Origin of the sequence: Desulfitobacterium chlororespirans DSM 11544 (assembly GCF_900143285.1) — a bacterium.
GTDB classification, from domain to species: Bacteria; Bacillota; Desulfitobacteriia; order Desulfitobacteriales; family Desulfitobacteriaceae; genus Desulfitobacterium; species Desulfitobacterium chlororespirans.
Window position 1 is genome coordinate 1 of the sequence record NZ_FRDN01000033.1, and the last position, 1,973, is coordinate 1,973.

Here is a 1,973-nt window from a genome sequence, read left to right on the forward strand (position 1 = left end):
CTGCTACCACACCTGCGGGTGTAGCTCAATGGTAGAGCACTAGCCTTCCAAGCTAGCTACGTGGGTTCGATTCCCATCACCCGCTCCATAGACAGATTAAACCGTACTGATCTCAGTACGGTTTTTTGTACTAAGTCAGGAAGTATGGGTTTGGGGGTAAAGCTTCTAAAGTGGACGCAATGAGCAATGCGCAGGGGGCAGGGGATATGAGGAAAGCACTAACCAAGACCAAGACCAGAACAATACGATAGATGCTGGCAGAGGGCAGTATAATATCAATCAATATGGAGGTGGTGTATATGTTTAAGATAGGCGAATTTTCCAAACTGACACAAGTATCAATTCGTATGCTCCGCTATTATGATGAAACAGGCTTGCTAAAACCTGCGGAAATTGATAAATTTACAAATTACAGACTATATTCAGCTAAACAAATTTCTCTATTGAATAAGATTCTATTTCTGCGGGATTTAGGCTTTAATGTTTCGGAGATTGGGGTTGCTCTGGATAGGTGGAATGACGGATTTATTACTAACCTGCTTGACAATAAACGTCTGGACATTGAAAACACAATTAAATCTGCCCAGGATAAGCTATCTAAAATTGAACTGGCAAAAAGAGATATTCGGCAGGAAAAGATAGCGATACATTACAATGTTTCAATTAAGTCCATTCCCAGTTATCAGGTGTTTTCTTTGAGGCGGATTGTTTCCGATTATTACGCTGAAGGTTTATTGTGGAAAGAAATGTCGGCTTTTGCTAATGAAAATGATATACCCATTTTAGATAACACTTTTACCATTTACCACGACACGGATTATAGGGAAAAGAATGTTGATATTGAAGTATGCGCTCCTGTGGCTCGAATGGGAAAAGATATGAACGCTTTTACATACCGGAATATCGAACCTGTACCAATTATGGCATGTACTATGGTTTGTGGCCCGTTTGAAAATATTGCGGGAGCATATCTTTCTTTAGCGGAATGGTTAGGGGAACACAGTCAATATAGAATGACGGGACAAAGCAGGCAAATTGTTCATCGTGGGCCTTGGAATGAAGAAACACCCGATAAATACTTGACTGAAATACAAATCCCCCTAATAAAAATATAGATAAAAGCGTTTTGCATTTTTTGGGCAAGGCGCTTTTTTGCCATTGACTCTCACATGATGTGAGGGTCTAAACTGGCTTTACAAGCCAATAAAAATTATATGGAGGATGAAGTTATGCAAAATTTTAAAGTTAAGCCTATTGGCAAAATCAGCGTAAATGAGGATGGAATGTTTATCAAACTTGAGCAGGAATATATTCCTGCTTTGCAAGCGTTAAACGGTTTTAGCCATCTCAATGTCCTTTGGTGGCTTAGCGATTTCGACAATGAGGAAATGAGAAACATTCTTATAGCAGAACAGCCGTACAAAAAGGCCCCGGCAATAATGGGCATTTTCGCCACAAGATCTCCTTTCCGCCCCAATCCGATAGCCTTAACGGCGGTTCAAATTATCACTATTGATTATGAAGACGGTGTTATTCAAATTGGCTATATTGATGCCAACGACAACTCACCTGTACTGGATATAAAGCCGTACACACCAAGCCTTGACAGAGTGGAAACTCCTGATGTGCCGGAATGGTGTTGCCATTGGCCTAAGAGTTTAGAGGAATCCGGAAACTTTGACTGGGAAAATGAATTTAATTCTTAGTGTTACACACTGCGAACCTATTTATGATGACATGATGGACATTCCGGGCATGTGGGATGAAATGCGCCGCCCGATTTTGCTATAATTAAGGCTGTAAAACAAGGCTCAGTTGCTGATAAAGAGAATTTTAAATAAACGTGTTGACATTTATGTTCGATTCGGATATACTAACAAATGTTCCGCGAAAACGGCCCATTGGTCAAGCGGCCTAAGACACCGCCCTTTCACGGCGGTAACACGGGTTCGAATCCCGTATGGGTCACCAAA

General features: G+C 41.0%; 2 protein-coding genes and 2 tRNA genes. All 4 read left to right on the top strand.

Features of this window, described 5'->3' with window-relative positions:
* Positions 1-14 precede the first annotated feature (14 nt).
* The 4 genes from BUA14_RS27110 to BUA14_RS27125 all read left to right on the top strand — a co-directional run bounded on the left by BUA14_RS27110 (position 15) and on the right by BUA14_RS27125 (position 1,971).
* Positions 15-88, top strand: a tRNA-Gly gene (locus tag BUA14_RS27110).
* A 211-nt stretch (positions 89-299) separates the two neighbouring features.
* Positions 300-1,115 (top strand): MerR family transcriptional regulator, encoded by an 816-nt coding sequence (locus BUA14_RS27115; protein ID WP_072775434.1) that lies wholly within the window; start codon positions 300-302, stop codon positions 1,113-1,115.
* A gap of 114 nt (positions 1,116-1,229) precedes the next feature.
* Positions 1,230-1,706: an SAM-dependent methyltransferase gene (locus BUA14_RS27120; RefSeq protein ID WP_072775435.1), complete on the top strand. Its 477-nt coding sequence runs from the start codon at positions 1,230-1,232 to the stop codon at positions 1,704-1,706.
* Between the two features lie 189 nt (positions 1,707-1,895).
* Positions 1,896-1,971 (top strand) — tRNA-Glu (locus tag BUA14_RS27125).
* The last annotated feature ends 2 nt before the right edge of the window (positions 1,972-1,973 follow it).